Here is a 302-nt window from a genome sequence, read left to right on the forward strand (position 1 = left end):
TAGGATAGACCATTATGAGTTGATCTTTTAAAAATACTTCAAAATTTCTAATTGTATCTTTCCCATCTATAAGACAATCCAGTTTTCTATTTATTAATATTTTATTACTATACCCCCTATTTTTGAATATAATATTTCCATCACTTTTATTTCTTGTGTGAATAATAAAACCCTCTGCAGCACCATCATATATTTGCAAAATACCTAAACTATCGTAAATAACTTTTTCTTCAACAACATATTTAGTTTCTCTTATCATTTCTATTATTGATTGTTCAACTGTAATATTTTTTTTCTCAAGA

At 24.8% G+C, this 302-nt stretch carries 1 protein-coding gene; it reads right to left on the reverse strand.

Annotated elements, in window-relative coordinates; genetic code table 11:
- On the reverse strand, nucleotides 1-302 hold a 302-nt coding region (locus HMPREF9075_RS13425; protein WP_009415067.1), incomplete at both ends, for a hypothetical protein.

Origin of the sequence: Capnocytophaga sp. oral taxon 332 str. F0381, assembly GCF_000318275.2 — a bacterium.
Lineage (GTDB): Bacteria > Bacteroidota > Bacteroidia > Flavobacteriales > Flavobacteriaceae > Capnocytophaga > Capnocytophaga bilenii.